Here is a 21,088-nt window from a genome sequence, read left to right as displayed (position 1 = left end):
GGCATGACACGCCACCCGGCCCGGAGACTCCTACAGCCCTCAGACCCCGACTGTGCTCAAACTCCGACTGGGTGCCAGACGGTCTTCGACTCCAGGAACGAGCGCATCCGGGCCAGGTCCGGCTCACGGGCGAAGTCCTCGGCCGGACGGGCGCGCAGCACCCGCTTCACCGTCCCCGCCGCCGACCGCTCCAGGTCCGCCCGCAACGACTCCGGCGCGCCGGTCAGGTCCAGCGCGTTCACGTCGGCGTGCGAGGCGAGCCACGGTGCCATCTCCGCCGTGCGCCCGGTCAGCACGTTGACCACGCCGCCCGGCAGGTCGGAGGTCGCCAGCACCTCGGACAGCGTCACCGCGGGCAGCGGCCGGTCCTGCGAGGTCACGACCACCGCCGTGTTGCCGGTCGCGATGACCGGCGCGACCACGCTGATCAGCCCCAGCAGCGACGACTGCTGCGGCGCGAGCACCGCGACCACGCCGGTCGGCTCGGGCACCGAGAACGAGAAGTACGGGCCCGCCACGGGGTTGGCCGCCCCGAGCACGGTCGCGATCTTGTCGGTCCACCCGGCGTACCAGACCCACCGGTCGATCGCCGCGTCCACCAGGGACTGCGCCTTCTTGACCGCGACCCCCTCGGCCGCCGCGACCTCGGCCGCGAACTGCTCGCGCCGGCCCTCCAGCACCTCGGCCACCCGGTAGAGCACCTGCCCCCGGTTGTACGCGGTCGCGCCGGACCACCCGCCGAACGCCTTGCGGGCCGCCGCGACGGCGTCCCGGGCGTCCTTGCGCGAGCCCTGCGCCGCGTTGGCCAGGAACGCGCCCTTGGCGTCGGCCACCGGGTACGACCGACCCGACTCGGACCGGGGGAACGCCCCGCCGATGTAGAGCTTGTACGTCTTCGCCACGGCGATCCGGTTCTCAGACATCGAGGTACGCCTCCAGCCCGGTGCGGCCGCCCTCGCGGCCGAAGCCCGACTCCTGGTAGCCGCCGAACGGGGCGGTGGGGTCGAAGCGGTTGAACGTGTTGGCCCACACCACGCCGGCGCGCATCTTCTGCGCGGCCCACAGGATCCGCGAGCCCTTCTCGGTCCAGACACCGGCGGACAGGCCGTACGGCGTGTTGTTCGCCTTCGCCACGGCCTCGTCCGGCGTGCGGAAGGTCAGCACCGACAGCACCGGCCCGAAGATCTCCTCGCGGGCGATCCGCATCGCCTGCGACACGTTGGAGAACACCGTCGGCGCGAAGTAGAAACCCTTGTCCGGCAACGGGCACGACGACGTCCACCGCTGCGCGCCCTCGGCCTCGCCGGACGCCGTCAGCTCCTGGATCCTCGTCAGCTGCTCGCGCGAGTTGATCGCGCCGACGTCGGTGTTCTTGTCCAGCGGGTCGCCCACGCGCAGCGTCGACACCCGCACCCGCAGCTTCTCCAGCAGCTCCTCGGCCACCGACTCCTGCACCAGCAGCCGGGACCCGGCGCAGCACACGTGGCCCTGGTTGAAGAAGATGCCGTTGACGATGCCCTCGACGGCCTGGTCCAGCGGCGCGTCGTCGAACACGATGTTCGCCGCCTTGCCGCCCAGTTCCAGCGTGAGCTTCTTGCCGGTGCCGGCCAGCTGCCGCTGGATGATCTTGCCGACGTCGGTGGACCCGGTGAACGCCACCTTGTCCACGTCCGCGTGCGACACGACGGCCGCGCCGACGTCACCCGCGCCCGGCAGGATGTTCACCACGCCCGGCGGCAGGTCGGCCTGCTGGATGATCTCGGCGAGCACCAGCGCGGACAGCGGCGTGGTCTCGGCGGGCTTGAGCACGACGGTGTTGCCGCACGCCAGCGCGGGCGCGATCTTCCACGCCGCCATCAGCAGCGGGAAGTTCCACGGGATCACCTGGCCCGCGACGCCCAGCGGCTTGGGGTCCGGGCCGTAGCCCGCGTAGCCGAGCTTGTCGGCCCACCCCGCGTGGTAGAAGAAGTGCGCGGCGGCCGTGGGCACGTCCACGTCCCGCGATTCCTTGATGGGCTTGCCGTTGTCCAGCGACTCCAGCACGGCCAGCTCCCGCGCGCGCTCCTGGACCAGCCGCGCGATGCGGAAGATGTACTTGGCCCGCTCGGAGCCGGGCATCCTGCCCCAGACCCGGTCGTAGGCGCGCCGGGCGGCCTTCACGGCCTTGTCGACGTCGGCGGGCGCGGCCGTGGAGACCTCGGCCAGCACCTCCTCGGTGCCCGGGTTGATCGTCTTGAGCGGTTCACCGCCGCCCTCGACGAACTGCCCGTCGACGAACATCCGGTAGGCCGGCTTCAGGTTCGCGATGTCCCGCGACTCGGGCGCGGGCGCGTATTCCCACATGTCTCAGTCCACCGTCACGTAATCGGGGCCGCTGTAGTGGCCGTCCAACTGGGTGCGCCGCTGCATCAGCAGGTCGTTGAGCAGCGTCGAAGCGCCGAACCGGAACAGGCGGGCGGTGAGCCACTCGGGCCCGGCCACCTCGTGCACCGCCACCAGGTACTTGATCGCGTCCTTGGTGGTCCGGATGCCGCCGGCGGGCTTCACGCCGCGCAGCTCGCCGGTCTGGGTGTGCCAGTCGCGCACCGCTTGGAGCATCACGTGCGTCACCGGCAGCGTGGCGGCGGGCGTCACCTTGCCGGTGGAGGTCTTGATGAAGTCGCCGCCCGCGAGCAGCGCCAGCCACGACGCGCGCCGCACGTTGTCGTAGGTCGCCAGCTCGCCGGTCTCCAGGATCACCTTGAGGTGGGCGTCCCCGCAGGCGCGCTTGACCTGCACGATCTCGTCGAACACCTGGCCGTAGCGACCGGAGAGGAACGCGCCCCGGTCGATCACCATGTCGATCTCGGTGGCGCCCGCGTCCACCGCGAACGCGGTGTCCTCCAGCTTGACCTTCAGCGACGACCGGCCGGACGGGAACGCCGTCGCCACCGACGCCACGTCGACCCCGGTGCCGGTCAGCTCGCCGACGGCGGTGGCGACCATGTCCGGGTACACGCAGACCGCGGCGACCTTCGGCACCTCGGGCCGGTCCGGGTCGGGACGGCGGGCCTTCGCGGCCAGCGAGCGCACCTTGCCGGGGGTGTCCGCGCCTTCCAGCGTGGTCAGGTCGACCATCGAGATCGCGGTGTCGATCGCCCACAGCTTCGCGGCCTTCTTGATGCTGCGGGTGCCGAGCCCGGCGGCGCGCTGCTCCACCCCGACCTGGTCGACCCCGGGCAGTCCGTGCAGGAAGCGGCGCAACGACGCGTCGTCGCGCACCGCGTCCGCGAGCGCCGGCGGCAGCGACGGCGCAGTCGATGTGGCAGCCATGCGGCCGAGTCTAGGCGGACTGGGACGCCCGTCCTAAGTGAAGCACTTCGTGCAGGTCAGCCCTCTAGTTCGGGGTTCTTGGACCCCTTGATCTTCTTCCGCTTGGGTCGCCGCACGTCGACCCCGGCCATGATGGCGACACCGGTGATCCGGACCACCGGACCGCCGGGGACGGTCGGCGTCTTGTGGGTGGTGTCGTCGAACGCGCCCATGATCCCGGCCCCGTCGACCCGCACGGTGACGTCCTCGGGCACGTAGATCTCCACGCCGCCCCAGAACGCGAACACGTTGATCGTCGTCTCGGCCGACTCGAACCGCGCCTTGGACAGGTCGAGCTCCACCCCGCCCATGATCGCGACCACGGTGTGGTTGGCCGGCACGACCCACTCACCCCGGCGGTCGACCCCCGACCAGAACGCGATGGACGTCGACGGCCCGGTGATCCCGCCGCTGCCGATCCGCGAGGCCGGCAGGTGCTGCCGGACCGGCGAGGGCAGGTTCGCCGCGGGCAGCCCCATCCCCAGGTCGGAGGTCAGCGGGGCCAGCTCGCCGTAGGTCCGGGCGGCGTACACGGCCCCCAGCCGCTCGTCCAGTTCGTGCAGGTCCAGCCGGCCCTCGCCGTGGGCCTGCTGGAGCACCTGGGCGACCTTCTCGCGGTCGGCGTCCGAGGCGCGCATCTGACTGGGGTCGGGCACCAGCTCGTCGCTCACCCGGATGAGTTTAGGAGGTCGCGGGCCGTTTGAGCACCAAACGCCCACCCGTGACCATCCCGGTGCGGGGCGTGAGCCCCCGGCGGTGCCGCCGTCCTGGCTATTGTTCGTCGTGTGGCAGACATTTCGGTGACCGTGGAAGACGACGACCCGTCCCGGGCCGACGAGGACGTCCGCCTGTTGCTGGCCGAGCTCCAAGGCTTGCAGGCCGAAGCGCGGTTCGCGGCCGGCCCGCCCCCGCCGGAGGGCTCCAAGGGCGTCGACCCGGCGACCGTCACGACCATCGTGGTGGCGCTGAGCAGCTCCCGGGTCTTGGTCCAGCTGGGCTTGGCGCTGCGCGACTTCGTCAACCGCGACCGCAACCGCAAGCTGGTCGTCAAGGACGGCAAGCGGAGCCTGGAGATCACCGGCAAGGTGACGCCCGAGCAGCAGAAGGCCGTCGAGGACTTCTTCCGCCGCGAACTCGACTAGCCGCCCGAGGGCACGCGCTTCTTCACCGGCCAGAACACCCTTCCGACACCTCCCGCGACGGCCAGCCCGGTGAGGCCGTCCGCCCACCACGACAACACCAGCACCGACCGGACCAGAACGGCCGCCGCGACACCGGCGACCAGGGCGAGCGTCAGCGCCAGCAGGATCCTCCGGTCGATCCGCCACTGCTCCTCGGGTGTCGACGCGGGCGGCTGCACGCGCAGGTTGTCCGGCAGGTCCGGGCCGGTCGTCCACAACCGGATCCGGCGGTCCGGGGACGTCCCGACGGCGAACCGGTCGTCAGGGCTGAACGCCAGCGCCTTCACCCCGACGGGCAGCACCTGGCGCAGCTCGCCGCTCGCCACGTCCCACAGGTGGACGCCGGTCATGCCCGAGATCGCCAACGTCCGGCCGGACGGGCTGAACCCGACCGACCCGAGCACGTGGCCCGTCATGTCGAACGCCCGCACGCCTTGCAGGTCGGACGCGCGCCGCAGCTCCGGCCGCCGGGTCGACAGGGTCGCGATCAGCGTGCCGTCCGGGCTCAGCGCGACGTCCCGCACCCCGGAGTCCACCCGCCGGCCCTCGCCGACCGGGGTCCGGTGCTCCAGGTCCCACAGCCGGAGTTCGTGCCGGTCGGTCAGCAGCACCGCCAGCGGCTTGCCCGAACTGACTGCCACCGCGCGCACGTCCTCCGGGCCGAGGTCGACCGACATGAGCCACTGGTCGTCCTCGCGCGTCCACGTCCAGACCTGCCCGCCCGGCCGCCACCACAGCAGCGTGCGGCCGTCGTGCCCGAACGCGAGCCGCCCCGCCCGCGCGGGCCGGTGGATGCGGACGAGCACCTCCCAGTCCCAGGTCGAGAGGATCTCGATGCCGCCGGAGCGGTCGACCGCCAGCAGCCTGCCGTCCGCGCTGAACGCCAGGTGCTTGATCCCCGGCGGGAGCGAGGTCTTGCGCTGCCACGTCGTGGTGTCCCAGATCGCGTCGCTCGTCGCGAGCACCGGGTCGACCGGACTGAACGCCACGTGGGTCGCGGAACCGTCCAGCGCCGCGCCGTGCCGCAGCACCAGACCTTCGTCCGGCACGGCCTTCCGCACGATCGGCGGTGCCGGGACGACCGGGGCCTGTGCCGCCTCGGCGACCTCGGCAGATCCGTTGCGGGTGAGCACGGCCAGCGCGGCTTCGGCGATCGGATCGGTCGCGGCCCGTTCCACCAGGATCCGGACGCCCGCCGACCGGAGCGTGGGGTCGTTGCTGCGCAGCAGGTAGCGGACCTCGTCCGGGAGCCCGGCGGGCAACGGCGTGCCCGCGTAGGCGATCCGCAGGTCACCGCTCACCGTGCCGCTGCGGGTCGGGGTCTGGTCCGGGCTCTCCCGGCGCACCCAGCGGTACACGAAGTCGTACAGCTCCTGCGCGGTGATCTCGCCGTCCCCGTCGGCGTCCGCCGCGCCGGTCCGCAGACCTTCGATGATCGCCTTGGTGAACACCGAAGGTTCGGTCTCGCCGCGCACCACGCCATCGGGTTCGTAGGCGTACTGGATGTGGGTGGACGCCGTCATGACGGCACAGCCGCGCCCCTCGTCCAGCTGCTCGACAACGTCCACGGATCCGGCCGCACGCGGCAACATCCCGCTGGGAAACGCGCCGCCGTAACAGCAGTCGAGCCACACGACGACCTTGCGCGCCGGACTGTGGTCGATCATCTCCCGCACGAACTGCGCCGGCACAGACGTGGACGGCAGCAGGTCCCGCCGCGTGTCACCCGCCGCGAAGTGCAACTTCCCGGTCCGGTCCTTGACCCCGTGCCCGGACAGGTAGAGCAGCACCAGGTCGTCCGACCCGGCCCGCGAGAACACCTCGTCGATCCGCTCCCGGATCCGCTGGAACGGCGTGTTGACCAGCAGCTCGGTGCTGAACGCCCCGATCGCCGGGTCGGCCAGCACCCGGTCCAGCTCGGCGGCGTCGTGCTGGGGTGCCCGGAGCGCGCCGAACGTCGGGTCGGCGTAGGTGTCGGTGGCGACGATCAGGGCCGTGCGCATGGCGATCAGTAACCCACACGCCCCAGACCTCCCGCCACGGAGTGCCGGTCCCGCTCAGCGAACCAGCCGCCGCCAGTCGACGGCGGGAACCACGAGGACCGGCCCGTCCGGGTTCTTGGAGTCGCGGATGGCGACGGCGTCACGAAGGTGCCGAACCTCCACGCAGTTCGCCTGGCTGGTGCTGTAGCTGCTCTTGCGCCACGTCATGCCCTCACCTCTCGCCTCACCACTGGCGAACGGTCCGTCGACCGTTCGCGCGGATCACCTGCTCAACGAACGAGCCGCCGCCAGTCGACGGCGGGGACGACCAGGACCGGCCCGTCCGGGTTCTTGGAGTCCCGAATGGCGACGGCGTCACGAAGGTGCCGGACCTCCACGCAGTTGGCTTGGTCGGTGCTGTAGGTGCTCTTGCGCCATGTCATGCCCTGCACTCCTCGCCTCGCCAGTTGCGAACGGTCCGTCGACCGTTCGCGCGGATCACCCGCTCAGCGAACCAGCCGCCGCCAGTCGATGGCGGGAACGACGAGGACCGGCCCGTCGGGGTTCTTCGAGTCGCGGATGGCGACGGCGTCGGCAAGGTGCCGAACCTCCACGCAGTTCGCCTGGCTGCTGCTGTAGCTGCTCTTGCGCCACGTCATGCCCTGCACTCCTCGCCTCACACCGACCCGCCGGCGAATTCCGCGATCAGCCTGATCGACTCCTCCGGTGACAGAGCCAACGTACGCAGGGCGTCCCAGGCGTCCCTAGCGCCTTTCAGGTGGACCTCTTCCTCCAGGAACGTGCTGGTGTGACGGCTCTCGACGTAGACCAGGTCGGGTTGATCGGCGAACTCCAGGCGGGCGAACGGTCCTTCCAAGCCCGGATGCGCCGGGCTGTCGAACGGCACCACCTGGATCACGACCCGTTGCCTGCCCGCCAAGGTGACCAGGTGCCGGAGCTGCCCGCGCATCATCGGCGGATCGCCGAGGGTCCGCCGCAGGGCCGTCTCATCGATGAGCAGATGGAGGTGTGTCCGGCCGAGGATCACCTGCCGCCCCATCCGCGTGGCCACCAACGCGTCCAACTCGCCGTCGCTCAGGTCGCGATCACAACCACGGATGATGGTCCGCGCGTAATCCGACGTCTGGGCCAGTCCCGGGATGAACAGCGGCTCGTAGTTGCGGAGCGCGACCGCCTGGCTTTCGAACCCGATCAGGTCCCTCCAGTGTCCCGGCAGTTTGCCGTGGATGGCGTGCCAGTTCCGGGCCTCTCCGGTCCGTACCAGGGCGACCAGTTCTTGCCGCAACTTGGACGGTGCTTGCAGGAAACCGAGGATCGCCGCCACCTCGTCCGCGTACAAACCCCGGTTCGCGGTCTCCATTCGGCTTATCTTGCTCTCCGAACAGCCGATCGCTTCGGCAACCTCCGCGCAGCTCAACCCCCTGGCCAGGCGCAACGCCCGCAGTTCCGTCGACACCCGGCGCTGCCGGACGGACGCTCCCCGTCGTGTCATGGCGGAAAGCGTTCCCCCTTGCCCCGAGGGCAAGAAAGGCCCATCACCCGAAGGTGCGCATTGCGCGACCCCGACGCAAGGCGGGACGGTATTCCGCGTGGAACAAACCTGGAAGATCGACGGAACCTACGCGGAATGGCGGCTGACCATCGCGATTGTCCCGACAAACGGTGGTGGTTGCGACAACGCACCCGCCTCGAACCTGGAATCGCTGGCGGAACACTTCCGCACCCTGGTCGAGATGGTCGAGGCCCACCGCGAACTCGATCACCTCGCGTCCAGTCTGCGGACCTCCGGGTAGTACGGGTCCAGCTCACCCGCCGCGAACCAACACTGCCGGACGGCCCAGAACACCTCGTCGGTCGGGCCGCTCGGGCTGTTGTACGAACCGTCCGGCATGACGAGGACGTACCGGTGCGAGTCGACGTGCACGAGCGTCGCCAGTACGGCACCGGTGACCGAATCCCAGCGCCGCGTGGTGCCGTCCTCGGACGCCGTGGCCAGCTCCGCGCCGTCCGGCGAGAACGACAGGTCGCGCACCGCCGCCGTGTGCCCGATGAACGTGACGAGCAGCCGTCCGTCCAACGCCCACGTCATCGCCCGCCCGTCCGACACCGCCGTGGCGAGGCGTTCGCCGTCCGGCGCGAACTCGACCGCCCAGACCGTGCGGCCGACGGTGATCGTGAGAAGGGGTTCACCGTCCAACGACCACAGCATGACCAGGCCGTCCACCGACGCGGTGGCGACCAGTCCGCCGTCCGGGGAGAACGCGACCGCCGTCACCTCCAACCGGTGCCCGAGCAGCTCGACCGGACCGCCCCGGTGCCAGATCCGCGCGCTGCCGTCCTCGTAGCCGACCACGATCCGGTTGCCGTCCGGGGAGCACACCAGGCAGGTCGCGCGATCCCCGGTTGCCGGCGGTTGGATCGAGCCGACGACGTCGGTCCACGTGACCTGCAAACCGTCGGTGGTCACTCCGACAAGTCCACGGCCATCCGGGGTGAACGACACGGAGCGCAGCTCGGCGTCCACGATCAGCGGGCTGTCCGCGTCGACGCCCAATCGGACGATCGAGGACGACCCGTCGACGCGGACGACTGCGACCCGCTCGCCGTCCGGCGCGACGCCGAGGACGTTGATCACCGACTCGTGGACCTGCTCGAACGTGACCCGGCCGGCGCGGGTGTCCCAGTACCGCAGCGCGTTCCCGTGCGCGCTCACCAGGCCGTCCGCCACGAACTCGACGGCGGCCCCGTACTGCCAGTCGTTCGACAGCTCGCTGAGGTAGGAACCGGTCCCGGCGTCGTAGAGCCCGGCCGAACCCCGGTCGGACGCCATCGCGATCTGCGTCCCGTCCGGCGAGAAGACGGCCCGGTACGGACCGAACAGCCCCGACGGGAACGACGTGATCACCTGGTCGGTGGCGACGTCCCACACCGTCACCTTCGCGTTGTGGCTGATCGTGGCGACTCGCGTGGCATCCGGCGAGAACACGATGCCGGCCACGTCGCCGCTGCCGAAGGCCACCGTTCTCAAGAGCCGTCCCGACGACACCTCGACCAGTTGGACGGACTCGTCCACGCGACTGGTTGCGACCGTAGAACCGTCCGGGGCCACCGCCAGGTGTTCGAGGTCTCCGTCCACGTGCAGTATCCGGAGGTAGTCGGTGGTCATCTCCCACACCATCAGCCTGTCTCCGGACACGGCGGCCAGCCAGATGCCGTCGTGGGACATCGACATCCGGTCGAACGTGTCAGTTTCCAGCAGGTGCTGCTCGTGGGTCCGCAAGTCGAAGACCCGCAGCGAACCCTCTACGCACAACGCGACCAGATCGCCCGCCTTGGCCTCGAACGCGACGGTCCGCACCAGCTCCGGCACGGTGTACTGGAGCCGTCCGGTGTCCGCGTCCCACACGTACGCGTGCCGGTCGTCCTCGACGGTCGCCAGGAGCCGGCCGTCGGGGGAGAAGGCGACCTGGACCACGGGCCGTTCCCGCCGCCGCCACACCCGCACGGTCCGGCCGGCCTTGAGGTCGAACAGCTCGACCACGTGTTCGCGCGCCAACGCGACCAGCGCGCCGTCCGGCGAGAACGCCACCGCCGTCACGTCCTCGCCCACCGGTCGGATCATCACCTCCGCCGGGTCCCGGCCGCTGATGGCCGCGCGCTCCAGCTCCGGCCGGTCCTCGACCCCGGCCACGCCCAGCAGCGCCGCGCGCTCCCACCGGCTGCCGGTCAGCACCGCGCCGGTCAGGTCGCCGCCGTGCAGCCGGACGCCGCGCAGGTCGGCGTCGGTCAGGTTCGCGTCGCGCAGGTCCTGGCCCACCAGGCGCAGGCCGCTCAGGTCGACGCCGGTCAGGTTGGCCCCGCGCAGGTCCAGCTTGCTCAGGTCGGTGGTCCGCAGGTCGACGCCGGACAGCTCCCAGCGGACCGCCGCGTTCAACCGCTCCACCACGGCCGCCGCGTTCTGCTTGGCGGCCTCGCCCGCGGCCAGGTCGGCGAGCACGCCCCGCGCCCACCGCACCACCTCGTCGTGCCCGGCCAGGTCGCAGAAGAAGTCCACCATCAACTTGGACATCTTGCGCCCCACGACCGGAACACGGGGCTGCCCGGCGCGCAGGTCGTCGGCGGCGACCTTGGCCACCAGCCACTCCATCACCGACTGGTGCACGAACGCGAACCCGTCCTCGGTGCGCACCAGCAACGTCCCGGAGCCGACCGCCTGCGCGGCCTGGTCGATGGAGTAGCCGCGTTCGGCGAGGCGGGTCAGCGTCGCGACGACGGTCTCCGCCAGGTCCGAGGTCTGGACGGTGGCCGCAGTGCTCTCCCACAGCCGCAACGCCAGCGACGTGCACGCGGCCAGCCGCTCGGCCGCGTCGAAGGACGGTGTGCCGTAGCGGTGTTCCTGCCGGTTCGCCTCCAGCACCAGCCAGTAGTCCACGAGTTCGCGGTACAGCTCGGCGGCGCTGATCCGCCCGTGCTCGCGGCGGATCTCCAGCAGCCGGGCCTCGTCCAGGTCGGCGATGAACGACAGCATCCGCGGGTTGCGGGACAGGCCGAGCAGGTCGCTGATCGCGCCGATCAACGTGAACCGGCGCTCCGCGCGTCCGGCGTCGCCCTTGTAGTGGCGGGTCAGGAAGTCCCGGATCTGCCCGTCGGTGAAGTCCTCCAGCACCACGCCGCGGCCGGCGGTGAGCGCGGAGACCTGCTGCCCCAACGCGGTCAGCACCTGGTTGGCCGACCGGAAGTGCTGGGTGCGGCTGGTCAGCACGACCTTGGCGCGGTCGGTGACGGCGTTGAGCAGGGTGCCCAGGTAGTCGGCGGCGTTGTCGTAGCCGACCCGCAGCTCCAGCTCGTCGAACCCGTCGAACAGCAGTGCCAGCCGGCCGCTGCGGATCATGTACCGCAGCTTGGCGATGTCCACCACGTCCACGCCTTCGCGGACCAGGTGCTGCGCCAGCAGCTCGTCCAGCGTCGGGGCCTTCTCCAGGCTGCGCAGCTCCACCAGCACCGGCAGCAGGCCGGGCAGGTGCTCGGGCAGGCTCCGGGTCAGCTGCCGGAGCAGGAACGACTTGCCGCGCCCGAAATCGCCCAGCACCATCACGAACCGGGCGGCTTCGCGGCCCAGCCAGTCGACCACCTGGCCCAGCACGTCCTCGTGCACCTCGTGCGCGCCGACGATCGTGAACCGCTGGGGCACGTACAGCTCCGGCGGGTAGATCTGGTCGCGCACGAGCCGTTGGGCCTGGCGCTGCGCCAACGTCCGCAGGTCCAACAACCCTTGGTACTCCACGAAACTGCGCAGCCGCACGCCCCGGCGTTGCGCGCCCGCCACGACGTCCGACCCGGCGGGCGGCCCGCTGTAGACGAGTTCGGACGGCACGGCGGGATCAGCCGCGGCGAACGACGAGTGCACCTGCTCCACGAACCGGTCGACGTCCTCGGCGAGCCCCGGGCCAGCGGCGACGCCGACCGGCCACTGCTCGAAACCGCCGCCCTCACGGGGTTTCGACACCCGCAGGTACGCCTGGTCCGGGCGCGGGGTGACGGTCGCGGTCGGGTGTGACACCACTGTCGCCTCGTGCACCCGCTCGAAGAACGTGCCACGCGCCTGCGGCCGTCTCGGCGGCGCGGCCGGTGACATGCCGAACGTGGCCGGCGCGAGCCACTCGCCGGCCGTGATCTCCACGCCTGTCTCGGCCCACTCGCCGTCGAACTCCCACGTCGTCCGGCTGAAGTCCTGGGGGCGTAACGAGATCAGTTGGAATGACCTGGGTCGTACGGCCGCCTGCGGCACCGGGCTGCCCGTCGTCCACGGGTAGCCGTCGCGCACCTCCCCGTCGCCGATCAGACACAGGCTGAGCTGCACGTGGCGCGCGGCGCTGTCACTGGGCCGGCGGTGCACCGCGCCCAACCGGAGCCACCCGCGTTGCCGGTAGTCCCGCAGCAGCGCGTTGAACCGGTCGGCCTGGCGTTCCCCCAAGGCAGCGATCGACCCGAGGTGCGAGTCGTGGAACGTCGAGTTCAGCCCGGCCACCACCACGGACAGGTCGGGCACCTCGAACAGCGTCCACGGCTCGTCCGGCGTGAAGCTCGCCGCGCCGTCGTAGAACTTGTCGAACGCCGCCGCGAACGGCCCCCACTTCGGCCAGTACGGCGGCACCGGGTGCTGCTCCAGCGCCTCCTCCTGGGCGAAGTACGCCTTGCACGCCAACAGGTTCACGTCCGTCGCGCCGGGCACGACCACGACCCGGTCCCGCGGCAGCTCGACCGCTTCGGCGAGGTTGGCCAGGAACCGGAAGCCGCGCTCGCACTCGCTGGGCCGGCCGTTCGCGGTCAGGTCCCCGGTGAACACCACGAGATCGGGCCGCGCGTCGCCCAGCGCCCGGTGCAGCGGCCCGAACCACCGGTCGTCGGACCCGAACCGGGTGCCGGCGACGTGCAGGACGTCCACCTTGTCGCCGGGCGTGCCGGTCCGGTGCTCCCACGCGGTGCGCAGCAGGTCGGACGGCACGGCGTAGCTGTCGTTCGCGGCGGCGGTGGCGATCATGCCGACGACGCGGTCCGTCTCCGGGTCCCAGACCGGCGCGCCGCTGTAACCCGGCCGCACCCGCAGCGCCGATTCGCTGTCCAGTTGCAGCAGCCGCCCGGCGACCTGGCCGCGCACCGCCGCGCGCACCCAGGCGCCGTCCGGGCGGTCGGGCGGGAAGCCGAACACGTCCACCAGGTGGCCGGGCCGGGGTGGCGTGGTGATCAGCTTCGCCGGGGTGACCTCGGCGGGGACGTCCAGCCGCAGCACGCACACGTCGTCACCGACGACGCCTTCCCGGGGCGGCGGCGGCAGCCACAGCCGGACCGACCCGTCGGCCGTGACGCCGGGCAGCGCCGCGAACTCGATCCGCACCGGCCCGGTCGGCCGGTCCGGGTCGCGGTGGTCGCGGCCCAACGCGAGGTTGACGACGTGGGCGCACGTGACGACCTGGGTGCGGGTGCACACGACGCCCGCGCCGACCGTGCGCCCGGAGCCGTCCACGAAGCGCACTACGGAGGTCGGTAAGGAGCCGGCGGGCATCGCGTACTCGTACCACATACTGTTCGACCATGGACGTCCTCGTTGTCGAACACCCCCTGGCCAGGGCACGCCTTACGACCATGCGTGACGCGCGCACCGACAACGCGGCTTTCCGCGCCGCGCTTCACGAGCTGACCGTGATGCTCGTGTACGAGGCCACCCGCAACTCGCCCGTCGCCGAGGAGAAGGTGCACACGCCGGTCGCGCGCACCACCGGCTACCGCTTGGAGAACCCGCCGCTGCTGGTGCCCGTGCTGCGCGCCGGGCTCGGCATGGCGGACCAGGCGCACAAGCTCATCCCGGACGCGCAGATGGGCTTCGTCGGGCTCGCCCGCGACGAGGAGACGTTGCAGCCCACGCCGTACATGGAGTCGTTGCCGGAGTCGCTGGCCGGGCGGCCGGTCCTGGTGCTGGACCCGATGCTGGCCACCGGCGGGTCCATGGTCTACACGATCCGGCTGCTCACCGATCGCGGTGCGACGGACGTGACGGCGGTGTGCGCGCTGGCCGCGCCCGAGGGCATCAAGCACCTCGCGGACTCGGGGCTGCCGGTGCGCCTGGTGACCGCCAGCGTCGACGAGCGCCTGAACGACTCCGGTTTCATCGTCCCGGGGCTCGGCGACGCCGGCGACCGCCAGTACGGCGCGGTCTGACCCGGCCGGCTAGCCCGCCGTCCGGTTCACAGTGGACAGTTCGGCGGCGTGGTCCCGCGCCCACTCGGCGAGCGTGCGGCCACGCCGGCCGACGACCCGTTCGAAGTCCGGCGAGACCGGGGGCGGCTCCTCGTTGTGCTGGGCCGCGTAGCCGAGGACGTACTCGGCGACGTCCCACGGCAGGCCGACGTCGCGGATCAGCGACGCCCGCGCCTGGCCGTAGGTCAGCGGCTCGAACGCGATCGGCCGGCCGAGGCCCTCGCCGATCGCCGCCGCCTGCTGCCGGTGGGTGAGCAGGTCCGGGCCGGTCAGCGAGTACGCCCGGCCGGCGTGCCCGTCGTCGAGCAGGGCGCGCACCGCGACCTCCGCGATGTCGGCCTCGTGGACCGGTGCGCCCGGGGCGTCCGGGTAGGCCCACCGCACGACGTCCTGCTCGCGGATGCTCCCGGCCCACATCAGCTTGTTGGCCATGAACTCGCCGGGCCGCAGGTGGGTCCACTCGACCCCGGCGGCCTCGATCACCTGCTCGACCGACAGGTGCAGCTCGTAGCTGCCCGGCCGCCGCGCGGTGACCGCGTCGCTGGACAGGAACACCACCCGCCGCAGGTCCGGCGCGCTCGCGAGGAACTCCCGGGCGAGGCCGGCGGCGTCGTCGGACTCCAGCACGGCCAGCAGGAACACCGCGGTCACGCCCGCCAGCGGCAGTTCGGCGGGCCGGGTGAGGTCGCCTTTCACAGTCTCGACCCCCGCCGGCAGGCCGGCTTTGTCCGGGTTGCGGGTCAACGCCCGGAACGCGGCCCCCTCCGTCACCAGTCGGTCGACCACCCGCCGGCCGACGTTGCCGGTCGCTCCGGTCACCAAGATCGTCACTGTTCCCCCTAGTGGGCGAGTATTCAAACTTGAACAAAGCGACGCTAGCGCGGTCACCTGCCCCGGCGCACATGCAAAAGTTTGCAACCTCTGTGAAAAGTGAGTCCGAAGCGAACTCGCCGGTATGCCCGGATTCGGCCGTTCGGCCGTAGAGGTGGTCTAGACCTCACCCCTACCGTGGTCTGGACCACACTTCGCAGCCCCTGCCACCGCGAGGAGAAGCATGTCAAGCAGGAGATGGGTGCTCCCCGCCCTCCTGGCATCGGCCCTCGCCGTGTCGCTCGCGCCCCAGGTGGCGCAGGCCCACGGCGACCGGCACCAGCCGCGCACCGTCGGGTACTTCACCAACTGGAGCGGCTACGACCGGAACTTCCTGGTGAAGAACCTGGTCACGAGCGGTACGGCAGCCAAGCTCACGCACCTGAACTACGCGTTCGGGTTCCTCGACGCCGGCGGCAAGTGCGTCAGCTCCGACCCGTGGGCGGACTACGGGCGCTCGTTCGGCGCCGACCAGAGCGTCAACGGCAAGGCCGACGAGGCGGGCCAGCCCCTGCTGGGCAACTTCAACCAGCTCAAGCAGCTCAAGGCCAAGTACCCGAAGCTCAAGGTCTACATCTCGCTCGGCGGGTGGTCGGGCTCGAAGTACTTCTCCGACGCGGCGCTGACCGCGGAGTCCCGCGCGGCGCACGTGAAGTCGTGCGTGGACCTGTGGCTCAAGGGCAACCTCGCCGGGGCCGCACCCGGTGCGGCGGCGGGCCTGTTCGACGGCATCGACCTGGACTGGGAGTGGCCGTCCAGCGAGGCCAACCCGGGCAACGTCATCCGCCCGGAGGACAAGGACAACTTCACCGCGCTGCTCAAGGAGTACCGCAAGCAGTTCAGCCAGTTGTCCTGGCGGACCGGCAAGCACTACGACCTGACCGCGTTCCTGCCCGCGAACCCGGGCATGATCGACCGCGGCTTCGACGTGCCCAAGGTGTTCAGCCTCTTGACGTTCGGCACCACCCAGGGCTACGACTACCACGGCTCGTGGGACCCGCTGACCAACCAGCAGTCCGCACTGCGGACGCCGGCCGGCGACCCCACCGGGACGAACTTCAGCACCCAGGTCGTGATCGACCACTACTTGAAGAAGGGCGCGCCGCGCGACAAGATCGTGATGGGCGTCCCGTTCTTCAGCCGTGGCTGGACCGGCGTGCGCAACGAGAACAACGGGCTCTTCCAGCCCGCGACCGGTGCCGCGCCCGGCACGTTCGAAGCCGGGTACGAGGACTACCGGACGCTGAAGAAGCAGCTCGACAAGTTCAAGGTCCACCGCGACCCGAAGGCCGGGCACGCGTGGCTGTTCGACGGCACGACGTTCTGGACCTGGGACGACCCCACCGAGTTGAAGCGCAAGGGTCGTTACGTGGTCGACCGTCGGCTGGGTGGCGCGATGATCTGGTCGCTGGACAGCGACACCGCCGATGGCGAGCTCATCCGCGCCCTCAAGAGCGGACTGTCCTGATCGGGGCAGTCCACCGGGGTCCGGGGAGGTTTCGCGGCGGCCGCCTCCCCGGACTCCACCTTCTCGCCACCGGCGGAACCCCTTGGGGCCCGCCGGTGGCGTTTCGGTTTCCCTGACTTGGTCGGCCTTGCTCTTCGGTGTCCTGCTTGACCTTGCTGCGAGTCGCTGACTATCCGCTGGAACGGCGACGCCCGGCCGGCACGCGGGCGTGCACCCCGTTACCTGCGGCGCCAGCCGTCCGCACAGGCCCGGATCGCCCGCTCGTAGGCGGGGCCGATCTCCACGCCCGGCGGCAGGTTGCCGTTGAGCTCCAGGCTGACCAGCCCGTGCACCATGCCCCACAGGGCCAGTGCGATCTGCTCGTGCGGGGCGTCGATGAACAGGCCGCACTCGATGGCGCGGCCCACGTTCTCGACCAGCGGCACGAACGTGTCGGCCGCGGCGGCCTCGGTCTCCTCCGAGGGTTCGAAGTTCGGGATGACCTTGCTGAACATCACCAGGTAGAACTGCGGGTCGGCGAGCGCGCTGGCCCGGTAGGTCAACCCGATCCCGATGATGTCCTCGACCGGGTCGTCGGTCTGGGGCAGTGCGGCGAGCCGGTCCCCGAACCGGCGGAACGCCTCCTCGTACAGCGAGTCGAGCAGCGCGGGCTTGCCCCCGAACAGGGAGTACACGGCTGTGGTCGAGGTGTTGACATCGGCTGCGAGCCTGCGCAAGCTCAGTGCGCCCGGTCCTTCGGAGGACAGCAACTCGCCCGCGCGGTCGAGTAGGCGCACCCGTAGGGCGTCGTCATGGGTTTTCGGTCTTGGCACCGGACCATCTTATCCGGAACAGTGTTATAATACTCGGTCTGGTCAGCGTGGTATCAAGTTGGTACCGTCGTCCGCATGGCGATGACCCTGCGTCTGAGCGACGAGGAGAACCGGCGGCTCGACGAGCTCGCCGCCGCTGAAGGCCGGTCGAAGCAGGAGGTCGTGCGACTGGCGCTGGCCGAGCGCTGGGCGCGGCTGCAAAAGGAGGAGCAGCTGTCCGAGGTGCTGGGCCGGGTGCTGCCGAAGTACCGGGGCCTGCTCGACCGGCTGGGTTCCGCCTGATCCGGTGCGGTGTTGCCCCACACGGCGGACATGACTGCTCCACACGTTCGAGTGATCCACCCTGACGTTCGAACTCCTGTTCGATAGTCTGGGTTCATGCAGCTCAATCGACGTAACCGCCGTACGCCCCTCATCCACCGTTGCGAACACGCACGCCGATCGCCGGCACCCCGGTATGGTGCGCCGTTGAAGATCGGGCCACGTCCGGAGTGCACCGCCCCGGTGCCCCGCGCGGCCGACAACATCCTCGCCGCCGGACAGGCGGTCAGGCGATACAGACCTGAGGTGGTGGGCCGTGATGCCGGTGGCATCCCGGACGCGGCATGGCCGCGCCGAAGTCCTAGCCCCCCAGGACAGGGAGCGCGTCAAGCAGTGGTCAACTACCTCGACGCCGGCGACTTGCTCGTGCTGGCGACCGCCGTCACCGGTGGAGATCTGGTCGTGCGCGACTTAGGTCTCCTCGATTCCGCAGCACACCGGCCACGGGCCACAGTGCTCGGCGTCGAGGCATACGACACGCTCTGGCTGAAAGCCTCGGCCCTGCTCGACTCCATAGTCCGCACCCGGCCCCTCGTGGAGGGCAACTGGCGGCTGGGCTGGGTCGCGGCGGTGACGTTGTGCGACATCAACGGCTGGTGGGTCGACGCGGAGGAAGACGAAGCCCTCGACCTGGTCCGAGCCCTGGGCCGCGAACAGATCGACGTAGGAGGCATGGCAGCCCACCTGGAGGCATGGGCCACTCCCAAAGCCGACTAACCCCCGACTCCTGCGCCCCGCGCCTCCCGGCCGCAGCCAAACCACACCCCCGACTCCGCCCCAGCCCGACGCCGCACCCAGCCTCGACCGCCGCCACCCAACACGACGCCACGCCAGCACGCGGGACGGCACCGCAGGGCAGCGGCGCAGGGCACGGCGGCGCGGGACGGCACCGCAGGGCGGCGGCGCAGGACGGCGGCGCAGGACGGCGGCGCACGGCACGGCGGCACCCGCTGGCGTGGATGCGGCACGGCGGCTTGGGCGTGCCCGGAGACGCGGGCACGGTTGGCTGGCGGGGGCGAGTGCACTGGCGGCGAGTCGCGGACAGGCAGTCCTGGCGGTGCGGCGTGGCGTGCGGCCACCGCCGAGCCGACGGTTCGGGCCGATCCGCGCGCCGGAGCTGGAGTTACCCCAGGTCCAGGGGTGGATCGGGGGCGAATCGGGGGTGTTCCCCTGCTCCGCGGGCCGTCCCGCCAGCCCCTGTCCGCGCGAAATCGCACGTGAAGTGGTGGGAATCGGGTTGACCTGGAGTGCACTCCAGCTCCTACCGTCGTGGGGTGACTTACTCGATCGCTCAAGCAGCCGAGCGCAGTGGGTTGTCCATCGACACGCTGCGCTACTACGAACGAATCGGGCTGGTCGACCCTCCGGCGCGGGACTCGGGAGGGCGGCGCAGCTACAGCGAGGACGACCTGAGCTGGCTGGTCTTCCTCACCCGGCTGCGCACGACCGGTATGCCGATCCGCATGATGCGGGAGTACGCGCAGCTCCGGCACCGGGGCGCGGCCACGGCAGGCCGGCGCAAGCAGATGTTGTTCGAGCACCGGACCTCGGTGCGCGAGCGGATCGCCGAACTCCAGTCGTGCCTCGACGTGCTGGAGTACAAGATCGCGCACTACGAGCAGATCGAGCACACGTTCGTCGAAGGGATCACCGCGTGACAAAGCTGGGCACCGCTCTGGAAGTCGGCCCGCAGGGCCTGGGCTGCATGGGAATGAGCCAGTCCTACGGCAAGACCGACGACACCGAGTCCATCGCCACCGTGCACCGGGCGCTGGAACTGGGCGTGACGCTCCTCGACACCGCCGACGTCTACGGCTCGGGCGCGAACGAGGAGCTGGTCGGCCGGGCCATCGCGGACCGGCGGGACCAGGTCGTCCTCGCCACGAAGTTCGCCCTCGCCGACCCCGACCGCCGCCCGCGCGGCGACGCCGGCTACGTGCGGCAGGCGTGCGAGGCCTCGCTGCGCCGGCTGGGGATCGACCACATCGACCTCTACTACCAGCACCGGGTCGACCCGACCGTGCCGATCGAGGAGACCGTCGGGGCGATGGCCGAACTCGTCACCGAGGGCAAGGTCCGGTTCCTCGGCCTGTCCGAGGCGAGTGCCGACTCGATCCGCCGCGCGCACGCCGTGCACCCGATCACCGCGCTGCAAAGCGAGTGGTCGCTGTGGACGCGGGACATCGAGGAGGTGATCGTGCCGACGTGCGTCGAGTTGGGCATCGGCATCGTGCCGTTCTCACCGCTCGGCCGCGGCTTCCTCACCGGCCAGGTGACGTCGACCGCCGGCTTCGACGCCGACGACGCCCGCCACAACATGCCCCGGTTCGCCGAGGAGAACTTCGACCGCAACCTGGCGATCGTCGAGGCGCTCAAGGCGCTGGCCGCCGAACGCGGCGTCACCGCCGGTCAACTCGCCCTCGCCTGGGTGCACCACCAGGGCGACCACGTCGTCCCGATCCCCGGCACGAAGCGGATCAAGTACCTGGAGGAGAACGTCGCCGCGACGAACCTGACCCTCTCCGCCGACGACCTCCGCTCCATCGAAGCCGCCGCCCCGGCCGCAGCCGGCGACCGCTACCCGCCGGAGATGATGCGCCTGTCGAACAAGTAGCCCCTCCAACTGCGGTGATGATGCCCCCGCACAGGGCGACGAAGCCCGGAACGGTCAGGCGGCCGGGGCGGTCGGGGTGGTGGCGTCCGTCCGCGTGAGGTTCGGTCGGGTGTGGGTTCGGGTGGCTAGTGGGGGAGCAGTGAGTCGAGGAGGTCCCGGCCTTGGGGCCAGGTGCCGGGGCCTTCCGCGACGGTGAGGTGGCCGACTTCGCCGAGATCCACCAGCCGTGCGCCCCACGCGTCGGCGAAGTGCTTCGCCCGTTCCGGAGTCATCCAGCGGTCCGTGCTGCTGGCCGCGAGCACCGCCGGGAACGGCAGGGTGGCCGTCGGCAACGGCGCGAAGCCGCGGATGGCGGGGTCGGGGTTGTGTTCCACGTCGGCCGGCGTCACGAGCAGCGCGCCCCGCACCACACGACCGCCGACGGCTGTCCGGGTGTCGACTGCCCGGGTGTTGGCCGCCTGGGCGCCGGCTGCCCAGTGTGCGACGGTCAGGACGCCGAGGCTGTGCGCGACCAGCACCGGAGGCTCCGCGCACCCCGCGACCGCCTCGTCCAGCCGTCGCACCCACGCACCACGCTCCGGCGTGTTCCAGTCGTCCTGCACGACCCGCGCGGAACCGGGCAGGTCCCGGCTCCACAGCTCCTGCCAGTCGCCGGGATCCGGGCCGAACCAGCCGTCCACGAAGAGCACCGTCATGGCCGCCATTCCAGCACC

Annotated in this window: 21 protein-coding genes; 8 read left to right on the top strand and 13 right to left on the bottom strand. The window is 71.0% G+C overall.

Annotated features, from left to right (window positions below; translation table 11 throughout):
* Positions 1-56: 56 nt before the first annotated feature.
* Genes BN6_RS37330 through BN6_RS37315 form a run of 4 tightly spaced genes read right to left on the bottom strand, consistent with a single transcriptional unit; the run spans position 57 to position 4,022 of the window.
* Positions 57-923 (bottom strand): aldehyde dehydrogenase family protein, encoded by an 867-nt coding sequence (locus BN6_RS37330; protein WP_015105053.1) that lies wholly within the window; start codon positions 921-923, stop codon positions 57-59.
* Positions 916-2,343, bottom strand: a complete 1,428-nt coding sequence (locus tag BN6_RS37325) for an aldehyde dehydrogenase family protein (RefSeq protein ID WP_015105052.1) — start codon at positions 2,341-2,343, stop codon at positions 916-918. The genes BN6_RS37330 and BN6_RS37325 overlap by 8 nt, the downstream gene beginning before the upstream one ends.
* Positions 2,344-2,346: 3 nt before the next feature.
* Entirely contained in the window at positions 2,347-3,312 is a 966-nt protein-coding gene (deoC, locus tag BN6_RS37320) for a deoxyribose-phosphate aldolase (protein ID WP_015105051.1), read from the bottom strand.
* 56 nt (positions 3,313-3,368) lie between these two features.
* On the bottom strand, positions 3,369-4,022 hold the full coding sequence (locus BN6_RS37315; protein WP_041315463.1) for a DUF1707 SHOCT-like domain-containing protein: 654 nt from the start codon (positions 4,020-4,022) through the stop codon (positions 3,369-3,371).
* A 114-nt stretch (positions 4,023-4,136) separates the two neighbouring features.
* Between BN6_RS37315 and BN6_RS37310 the strand changes: the two genes are divergently transcribed.
* Positions 4,137-4,493, top strand: coding sequence for an effector-associated constant component EACC1 (locus tag BN6_RS37310; RefSeq protein ID WP_015105049.1), 357 nt, complete (start codon positions 4,137-4,139; stop codon positions 4,491-4,493).
* Here the strand turns inward: BN6_RS37310 and BN6_RS42755 are convergent.
* The 5 genes from BN6_RS42755 to BN6_RS37300 form a co-directional block, all read right to left on the bottom strand.
* Positions 4,490-6,535, bottom strand: a complete 2,046-nt coding sequence (locus tag BN6_RS42755; RefSeq protein ID WP_015105048.1) for a caspase, EACC1-associated type — start codon at positions 6,533-6,535, stop codon at positions 4,490-4,492. The two genes, BN6_RS37310 and BN6_RS42755, sit on opposite strands and share 4 nt — an antisense overlap.
* A 54-nt stretch (positions 6,536-6,589) precedes the next feature.
* Positions 6,590-6,742, bottom strand: coding sequence for a DUF397 domain-containing protein (locus BN6_RS43100; RefSeq protein ID WP_015105047.1), 153 nt, complete (start codon positions 6,740-6,742; stop codon positions 6,590-6,592).
* A gap of 62 nt (positions 6,743-6,804) precedes the next feature.
* On the bottom strand, positions 6,805-6,957 hold the full coding sequence (locus tag BN6_RS43095) for a DUF397 domain-containing protein (protein WP_015105046.1): 153 nt from the start codon (positions 6,955-6,957) through the stop codon (positions 6,805-6,807).
* 63 nt (positions 6,958-7,020) lie between these two features.
* On the bottom strand, positions 7,021-7,173 hold the full coding sequence (locus BN6_RS43090; protein ID WP_015105045.1) for a DUF397 domain-containing protein: 153 nt from the start codon (positions 7,171-7,173) through the stop codon (positions 7,021-7,023).
* A 17-nt stretch (positions 7,174-7,190) separates the two neighbouring features.
* The gene (locus tag BN6_RS37300; RefSeq protein WP_231904845.1) at positions 7,191-7,991 is read right to left on the bottom strand and encodes a helix-turn-helix domain-containing protein; all 801 of its coding nucleotides are present in this window, start codon (positions 7,989-7,991) and stop codon (positions 7,191-7,193) included.
* Here BN6_RS37300 and BN6_RS49375 point away from each other — a divergent pair.
* Positions 7,906-8,328 carry a hypothetical protein gene (locus tag BN6_RS49375; protein WP_231905494.1) on the top strand — a complete coding sequence of 141 codons (423 nt, stop codon included), beginning with the start codon at positions 7,906-7,908 and terminating at the stop codon, positions 8,326-8,328. The two genes, BN6_RS37300 and BN6_RS49375, sit on opposite strands and share 86 nt — an antisense overlap.
* Here the strand turns inward: BN6_RS49375 and BN6_RS37290 are convergent.
* On the bottom strand, positions 8,295-13,616 hold the full coding sequence (locus BN6_RS37290; RefSeq protein ID WP_015105043.1) for a pentapeptide repeat-containing protein: 5,322 nt from the start codon (positions 13,614-13,616) through the stop codon (positions 8,295-8,297). The genes BN6_RS49375 and BN6_RS37290 overlap by 34 nt on opposite strands.
* Positions 13,617-13,627: 11 nt before the next feature.
* Between BN6_RS37290 and upp the strand changes: the two genes are divergently transcribed.
* On the top strand, positions 13,628-14,251 hold the full coding sequence (upp, locus tag BN6_RS37285) for a uracil phosphoribosyltransferase (protein WP_015105042.1): 624 nt from the start codon (positions 13,628-13,630) through the stop codon (positions 14,249-14,251).
* 9 nt (positions 14,252-14,260) lie between these two features.
* On the opposite strand, the gene BN6_RS37280 is transcribed toward upp, so the two are convergent.
* Positions 14,261-15,121, bottom strand: coding sequence for an NAD(P)H-binding protein (locus tag BN6_RS37280; RefSeq protein WP_015105041.1), 861 nt, complete (start codon positions 15,119-15,121; stop codon positions 14,261-14,263).
* A gap of 223 nt (positions 15,122-15,344) precedes the next feature.
* Here BN6_RS37280 and BN6_RS37275 point away from each other — a divergent pair, with 223 nt between their 5' ends.
* Positions 15,345-16,628 (top strand): glycoside hydrolase family 18 protein, encoded by a 1,284-nt coding sequence (locus tag BN6_RS37275; RefSeq protein WP_015105040.1) that lies wholly within the window; start codon positions 15,345-15,347, stop codon positions 16,626-16,628.
* Between the two features lie 218 nt (positions 16,629-16,846).
* On the opposite strand, the gene BN6_RS37270 is transcribed toward BN6_RS37275, so the two are convergent.
* On the bottom strand, positions 16,847-17,440 hold the full coding sequence (locus BN6_RS37270; RefSeq protein ID WP_015105039.1) for a TetR/AcrR family transcriptional regulator: 594 nt from the start codon (positions 17,438-17,440) through the stop codon (positions 16,847-16,849).
* 75 nt (positions 17,441-17,515) lie between these two features.
* Here BN6_RS37270 and BN6_RS37265 point away from each other — a divergent pair, with 75 nt between their 5' ends.
* From BN6_RS37265 to BN6_RS37250, 4 genes are all read left to right on the top strand, one after another.
* Positions 17,516-17,722: a type II toxin-antitoxin system VapB family antitoxin gene (locus tag BN6_RS37265; RefSeq protein WP_015105038.1), complete on the top strand. Its 207-nt coding sequence runs from the start codon at positions 17,516-17,518 to the stop codon at positions 17,720-17,722.
* 372 nt (positions 17,723-18,094) lie between these two features.
* Positions 18,095-18,478, top strand: coding sequence for a type II toxin-antitoxin system death-on-curing family toxin (locus BN6_RS37260; protein WP_041315456.1), 384 nt, complete (start codon positions 18,095-18,097; stop codon positions 18,476-18,478).
* A gap of 557 nt (positions 18,479-19,035) precedes the next feature.
* Positions 19,036-19,419 (top strand): MerR family transcriptional regulator, encoded by a 384-nt coding sequence (locus BN6_RS37255; protein WP_041315454.1) that lies wholly within the window; start codon positions 19,036-19,038, stop codon positions 19,417-19,419.
* Between the two features lie 47 nt (positions 19,420-19,466).
* Positions 19,467-20,375 carry an aldo/keto reductase gene (locus tag BN6_RS37250; protein ID WP_051076095.1) on the top strand — a complete coding sequence of 303 codons (909 nt, stop codon included), beginning with the start codon at positions 19,467-19,469 and terminating at the stop codon, positions 20,373-20,375.
* A 125-nt stretch (positions 20,376-20,500) separates the two neighbouring features.
* Here the strand turns inward: BN6_RS37250 and BN6_RS37245 are convergent, their stop codons facing one another.
* The gene (locus BN6_RS37245) at positions 20,501-21,070 is read right to left on the bottom strand and encodes an RBBP9/YdeN family alpha/beta hydrolase (RefSeq protein ID WP_051075871.1); all 570 of its coding nucleotides are present in this window, start codon (positions 21,068-21,070) and stop codon (positions 20,501-20,503) included.
* Between the last annotated feature and the right edge of the window lie 18 nt (positions 21,071-21,088).

Origin of the sequence: Saccharothrix espanaensis DSM 44229, assembly GCF_000328705.1 — a bacterium.
Classification (GTDB): Bacteria; Actinomycetota; Actinomycetes; order Mycobacteriales; family Pseudonocardiaceae; genus Actinosynnema; species Actinosynnema espanaense.
Note: the sequence above shows the minus strand (reverse complement) of the source record. Positions and strands in the feature narration are given on the sequence as shown.